This window comes from Actinomyces sp. (assembly GCF_030524025.1).
Taxonomy (GTDB): Bacteria; Actinomycetota; Actinomycetes; order Actinomycetales; family Actinomycetaceae; genus Actinomyces.
Genome location: NZ_JAUNHI010000002.1, coordinates 45,798 through 52,162 on the forward strand (window position 1 = coordinate 45,798; position 6,365 = coordinate 52,162).

The 6,365-nt window shown below is 71.1% G+C and carries 5 protein-coding genes; 2 read left to right on the forward strand and 3 right to left on the reverse strand.

Annotated features, from left to right (window positions below; genetic code table 11):
- Positions 1-29: 29 nt before the first annotated feature.
- Positions 30-869 carry an exodeoxyribonuclease III gene (locus Q4C85_RS01275; protein ID WP_303138822.1) on the reverse strand — a complete coding sequence of 280 codons (840 nt, stop codon included), beginning with the start codon at positions 867-869 and terminating at the stop codon, positions 30-32.
- A gap of 87 nt (positions 870-956) precedes the next feature.
- Here Q4C85_RS01275 and Q4C85_RS01280 point away from each other — a divergent pair, with 87 nt between their 5' ends.
- Positions 957-1,268: an acylphosphatase gene (locus tag Q4C85_RS01280; protein ID WP_303138825.1), complete on the forward strand. Its 312-nt coding sequence runs from the start codon at positions 957-959 to the stop codon at positions 1,266-1,268.
- Positions 1,269-1,338: 70 nt separating this feature from the next.
- On the opposite strand, the gene Q4C85_RS01285 is transcribed toward Q4C85_RS01280, so the two are convergent.
- On the reverse strand, positions 1,339-2,556 hold the full coding sequence (locus Q4C85_RS01285; protein WP_303138827.1) for a choice-of-anchor L domain-containing protein: 1,218 nt from the start codon (positions 2,554-2,556) through the stop codon (positions 1,339-1,341).
- Between the two features lie 374 nt (positions 2,557-2,930).
- On the opposite strand from Q4C85_RS01285, the gene Q4C85_RS01290 reads away from it, so the two are divergent.
- On the forward strand, positions 2,931-4,643 hold the full coding sequence (locus tag Q4C85_RS01290; RefSeq protein ID WP_303138828.1) for a glycoside hydrolase family 68 protein: 1,713 nt from the start codon (positions 2,931-2,933) through the stop codon (positions 4,641-4,643).
- Between the two features lie 86 nt (positions 4,644-4,729).
- On the opposite strand, the gene Q4C85_RS01295 is transcribed toward Q4C85_RS01290, so the two are convergent.
- Positions 4,730-6,365, reverse strand: a 1,636-nt coding sequence (locus Q4C85_RS01295; protein WP_303138830.1) for a glycoside hydrolase family 32 protein, incomplete at its 5' end; no start/stop codon positions are given.

The window sequence follows — 6,365 nt, forward strand, 5'->3', positions numbered from 1 at the left end:
CTGAGACGCCACCGAGGCGCCCGGCGCGATCAGCCCAGGCGGTAGTCGACGACGAGCGGGGCGTGGTCGGACCAGCGCGAGGCGTAGTCGGCGGCCCTGGCCACCGAGACCGCCTCGGCCCGTTCGGCCAGGGCGGGGGTGGCGACCTGGTAGTCGATGCGCCAGCCGGTGTTGTTGTCGAAGGCCTTGCCGCGCTGGGACCACCACGTGTAGGGGCCCTGCTCCTCGGGCCCGACGAGGTGGCGCGAGACGTCGACCCAGCCGGAGTCGAACCACCTCTCGAGGTGGGCGATCTCCTCATCCATGACGCCCGCGATCTTGTTGTGGTTGGGCCGCCAGTTCTTGATGTCCCGCTCGGAGCGCACGACGTTGAGGTCCCCGGCCATCAGCGCCTGACGGCCGTCGGCGGCGCCTGCCAGCAGCTCGGCCAGGCGTGCGCCGACCAGCTCGAGGTGGGCGTACTTCTGCTCCATCTTCTCGGTGCCCAGCTGCCCGGAGTGGAGGTAGGCCGAGACCACCGTCAGCTCCTCGACGGATCCGCCGGGGCCCTCGACGCTGAGGTCGGCCTCGAGCCAGCGGCCGGAGTCGACGTCGGGCTCGGGCTGACCCGCTGCGGCCACGCCTCGACGCACGGCGCCGATGGTCACCGCCCCGTCCTCGGGGACCGCCACGGCGACCCCCGCACGGCCCTTGATGCGGCAGGGCCACACGACGGTGCGGTACCCGGGCAGGAGGTCGGCGGCGATGGACTCCTCGGCGCGGACCTCCTGGAGGAGCAGGACATCGGGTGCGGCCTGGGCGATCCACTGCCCCATCCCCTTGCGGGCGGCGGCACGGATACCGTTGACGTTGACTGTGGCGATGCGCATGGACCCAGGGTACGGGGCCGCTGCGGCTCGCCCGACCGGCTCCCGCGGGCGCGGCATGGCTGAGACGATGTGTCCATGAGCACGTCCATGAGCACACAGACGGGCGCCGAGCCCCCCGCACCGATCCGCAGCGTCCACGCCCTGGTCTCCGGCACCGTCCAGGGCGTCGGCTTCCGCTTCCACTGCGCCTACACCGCCCAGGACCTCGGCCTGGTCGGCCAGGTCCGCAACCTGCCCGACGGCGACGTCGAGGTGATGGCCCAGGGCCCCGCCCCCAAGGTCACCCGGCTTCTCACCTGGCTCCACCACGGGCCGCGCTGGGCCTCGGTGAGCCGGGTGACGGTCACCGACCTGCGCCCCGGGGCCCTGGAGACCACGGGCTTCGAGATCACCGGATGACACCGGGGCTGCTCCAGGAGTCCGCACCCCTGGAGCAGCCCCGGGCGTCTGTGCCGGCCGCGGCGGGCGCTCAGCCCTGGCGGCGCCTACGCGCGAGGAGCAGGACTCCCCCGGCTCCCAGCAGACCCAGCGCCCCCAGGCTCCAGGCCAGGGCGTGGGCGCCGGTGCGCGCCAGGCTCCCGTTGCTGGAGGAGGCCGAGACCTGGGTCACCTTGGGACTGGCGGTGGCCCGGGCGTCGAGCACCGTGGCCGTCGCCGTGCCGTCATCCGCCCCCGAACCCGGGGACGCGCTTGTGTCGTCACCGGGGTCGGTGCTGGGGTCGGTGCTCAGGTCGGCGCCCGTGCCCGGCAGGCTGCACGTCCCACCGGTGGTCGTGCACGGGTCGGTGATCGGCGCGCTGAGGAAGCCCAGGCCCTGGGTGCTCAGGAGCACCGTGGAGTCGAGTTGGCCGTCGAGGGTGTCGGCGATGGCCACGCGCACATGCACCGTCTCACCCGCCGTCACCGCGGCCTGGCAGGCCATCGCCGAGGTGAAGCCGTTGAACTCCACGTCGATGCTCCCCGGGGAGTGGCCCGAGACGTTGGAGGTGAAGTAGCCGGTGTTGGTCGTGTCGTTGACGGTCGCGGCGTTGACCGAGGTCTGCGTGCCCGGCACGTAGGCGCACTCGGTGCCGTTGACCTGGATGCTCAGGACGTCCTTGTAGCCGCGCGACTGCCAGGCGTCGGGGTTGACCGAGCTGCCGCCGGCGTACTCCTCGGAGCCGAAGCCGTAGAACAGGACGAAGTTCGAGTCGGTGGCGGTGACGTCGAACTCGAGCACCGCGGCGTCGTAGGTGTCCTCGCCCGACAGGGTCCCCAGGGCCTCGTCGCCCGCCCCGCCCAGGTCGCCGGTGGTGGTCAGCTTGTCGTTGGGGCCCAGGACCGAGGAGATGGAGAAGTCGACGTCGGAGTCGGCCTGGGGGTCGGCGTCGATGAGTGAGCCGGTGGTCAGGGCCACGCCCTGGGTCACGGCGTTGCCGTCACCGGGCAGTCCCGAGAAGGTCCCGGCCTGGACGGAGTCGCCCGAGAAGGTCGCGTTGGCCACGGTGACGCCGGGCCCGGCGATGGACTCGGCGAGGGACTGCGCGCTCAGCTCTGAGTTGCGCAGGGAGTCGGTGGCCTGGGTGGAGGCCGAGGCGGGGGCCGCCGCGATGCCCAGGCACAGCGCGGCCGCCAGGGCCGCGAGGGGGCGCGCGACCCGCAGTCGTCGTGCTGGTTGTCTGGTAAGGGGCAGGGTCGTAGTAGTCACAGGATCTCCGATAGGACAGGGTCGGCACAATCGCCGACCGCCGAACCGACAGGGACGGGAGACCGCCAGCTCACGGAGATACCACGTGATAGTAGTCACTAACCCTCCCGCTTGTCTTGTGGTGAATCTCACTTGGCGACGCCTTGTTATCTGGATTCCGCGATATGGCGGCCATCACAGGCAGCGCCGGAGGGCCGACCGTCGGGTCCCCGGCCCGGCCGGGGGTCCCGTTGACGTCGTTAACTCTTTACCGTGGAATGCGGGAGATCACCTCAATTCCGGCTCACGGCGTGCACCCTGTCCCTCCGAAGAAAGTGACGACGCCCGTGACACACGCACCGCGCAGAGCACGTCGCAGACGACTTGCTGCGGCGATGACCTTCGCCCTCCTCCTGTCGGGAGCCGGAACGGCGGTGGCCGATGAGACGCCCACCCCGACCCCTGAGACCACCGTGGCCGCCCACGCCGCCCAGGCCGCGGAGGACACCGGCTTCCAGGCCGACAACCCCGGTTGGCCCAACGCCACCGACCACACCCAGGAGGCCTACCCGGTCGACGCGGAGTTCACAGCGAAGTGGACCCGCGCCGACGCCATGCAGATCCAGCGCATCTCGGACCCCAACGCCGCCTCCGGCGAGTCCTCCCTGCCCGAGCAGTACACGATGCCCGAGATCGCCGACGGCTTCCCGACCACGAGCGAGGACGTGTGGGTCTGGGACACCTGGACCCTGACCGACGACGCCGCCAACCAGCTGTCCTACAACGGCTGGGAGGTCATCTTCGCCCTCGTGGCCGACCGGCACGCCGGCTACACCTTCGACGACCGCCACACCCACGCCCGCCTCGGGTACTTCTACCGCAAGGCCGGCACGGAGACCTCCTCGACCGGCGGGTCGACGGCCTCCAACGGCGAGTGGATCTATGGCGGGCACGTCTTCCCCGACGGTGCCACCGGCGCGATCTTCGAGGACCAGAGCTTCACCGCACAGACCGAGTGGTCGGGCTCGGCACGGCTGATGGACGACAACAAGATCCGCCTGTTCTACACCTCAGTGGCCTTCTACGAGGGCTCCGACTCCGATTACGGCGGGGACGACGGGGGCGACACCGGCAAGCCCTACGACCCCCGGATCGTGCAGTCCGAGGGACGGATCTACGCCGACGACCAGGGCGTGTGGTTCACCGGCTTCCGCGACCAGCACCAGCTGCTCGTCCCCGACGGCCACTACTACCAGTCCCGGATCCAGAACCCCAACGTCAACTTCCGCGACCCCTTCACCTTCCGCGATCAGAACAACCCCGCCGACACGACCGACTACATGGTCTTCGAGGGCAACACGGCCTATGTGCGCGAGCCCGAGTACGTCGACGAGGCCGCGGCGGCGGGCCAGAACACCGAGGTGGCCTCGTGCAAGGCCGAGGACCTCGGCTATGACGAGGGTGATCCACAGGCCGAGACGGTCGATGAGGTCAATGAGCTGGGCGGACGGTACCAGCTGGCCAACGTCGGCCTGGCCCGCGCGACCAACAAAGCGATGACGCAATGGGAGTATCTCCCACCCCTGCTCAGCGGCAACTGCGTCAACGACCAGACCGAACGTCCCCAGATCTACTTCCAGGACGGGAAGTACTACCTGTTCACGATCTCCCACCGGGAGACCTATGCCTCGGGGATGATGGGGCCCGAGGGGGTCTACGGCTTCGTCGGCAACGGACTGCGCTCGGACTACCAGCCCCTCAACGACAGTACCGGCATAGCCCTGGGCAACCCGATCAACCTCAACTACAACCCGGGCAAACCCTACGCCCCGGACTGGAACCAGAGCCCATACACCTACCAGTCCTATTCCCACTACGTCATGCCCGGCGGCCTGGTGGAGTCCTTCATCGACTCCATCGGCGGCAACCACGACGCGAGCCCGGTGCGCGGCGGGTCACTGGCCCCGACGGTGAGGATCCTCATCTCGGGCAGCACGACCACCGTGGACCGCACCTACGGCGACGGCGGGCTGGGCGGATTCGGCCACATACCGGCCAACCTGTCCCGCTCCAACGGTGGGGACGTGCGTCCCGCCAGGCTGGAGTAGCCCCTTGCGACGCCCGTCGGCCCCCGCTGCCGGGCCGGTCCGAGCCAGTGGCCCGGGCCGGCCCGGCTCGCCGTCTGCGCCCCAGCTCACAGGACCGCGGACAGGGAGGTGAGGGCGCCGGAGACGATGTGGGCGGTGCCGGTGGCGCCCAGGGCCAGGCCCTGGGCACCGGGGTCGGTGAAGACGAGGAAGGTGCCCACCGGCGCGCCGTCGTCGACGAACACCTCCAGGCTGGAGCGGTCGAGGTAGACGTGCAGGCGGACACGACCGTCCACCGGCCGGTAGCCCACCTCCCGCCGCAGCGCGAAGTCGACCTCCTCGCCGTCCTGCCCGCCCTCGATACGGCCCAGACCGCCGTCGGTACGGTCGAGGAAGAGGACACCGGCCACGAGGTCGACGCCGACCCGCACCTCCTCCAGGTCGCCACCGACCTCCCCGCGGGCCAGGCTCAGCCAGGCCTGCTCAGCCTGGGAGACGTCCAGGACGAGGTCGATCTCGACGACGCGCCCCGTCCCCAGGTCGGTGACCCCGTCGGTGGCGCTGAGACCCGAGATGTCGAGCGCCTCGCCCCGCAGGGAGTCGAGCTCGGGCACCGGGGACTGGAGGAGGGTCCTCGTGCCGTCACGCGTGCCCAGGGACAGCTCGCGGGGGATGCTCATCTCGCCGCGCCAGTCCCCCGTGGGCAGGGAGTAGGGGTAGTCCCAGTTGCCCATCCAGGCCAGCCAGATCCGCCGCCCCTCGACGTGCTCGAAGCTCTGGGCGGCGTAGAAGTCCTGGCCGGCGTCGGTGAAGCGGATCAGCTCGTCCTCGGGCACGTAGGATCTGCCGTCGAAGTCCCCGATGAAGTACTGGGCGGTCGAGCCACCGGTCTCCTCGTTGGCGCCGACCGACAGGGTCATCACCCAGCGGGTCTCCCCGGTGGAGCCGTCGGTCAGGGGGAACAGGTCGGGGCACTCCCACACGGCAGCGTGCGAGCCGAAGCCCTGGCCGAAGTCGCTGGCGTGCTCCCAGCCGATGAGGTCGGCCGAGCGGTAGATGCGCACGTGGTCCCCCGCCGAGACGACCATGACCCAGGCCCCGGAGTCCTCGTGCCAGAAGACCTTGGGGTCGCGGAAGTCCGTGGCCCCGTCGTTGGGGATGACGGGGTTGTCCGCGTAGCGCTGCCAGCTGCGCCCCCTGTCGCCGCTGTAGGCCAACGACTGCGCCTCGCCTCCCTCGGTCGAGGTGTAGACCGCGATGAGGCCGCCCCCGGGCACGAGCCCCGAGGTGTTGGCCCCGTCGACGACGCAGCTGCCCGACATCGCCAGGCCCAGGGAGTCGTGCTCGAGCGCGGTGCCCAGTGTCGTCCAGCGGACCATGTCCGGGCTGACGGCATGGGCCCACGTGCCGTCCTGCTGGTGGAAGAGGTGGTATTCGTCGTCGTAGAGGACCAGGCCATTGGGGTCGGCGAGGTGTCCCTGCGGCGGGCTGTAGTGGTAGTCCGGACGGAACTGCTCGGAGTCGCCGGTGCCGCCGGTGCTCGGTGAGGCGCCCGTGGCCGACAGGGTCGGCGTGGCCCGCGGCCCCGCGCCCGGCCGGCACCGGCTCAGGAGGATCCCCCCGGCCAGGACGGCGGCCCCGGCTCCTCCCGCGGCCAGGACGACCCTGCGGCGGGGGGGGGGGCGGGGGTGGGGGGCCCCCCCCCCCCCCCCGGGGCCGGCGGGCGCGGGCGGGGCGCGGGCC

What these genes read in the sequence shown, in the direction of transcription:
- Q4C85_RS01275 (WP_303138822.1), bottom strand. Translation starts at nt 869, where the DNA reads ATGCGCATCGCCACAGTCAACGTCAACGGTATCCGTGCCGCCGCCCGC.
- Q4C85_RS01290 (WP_303138828.1), top strand. Translation starts at nt 2,931, where the DNA reads ATGACCTTCGCCCTCCTCCTGTCGGGAGCCGGAACGGCGGTGGCCGAT.
- Q4C85_RS01280 (WP_303138825.1), top strand. Translation starts at nt 957, where the DNA reads ATGAGCACACAGACGGGCGCCGAGCCCCCCGCACCGATCCGCAGCGTC.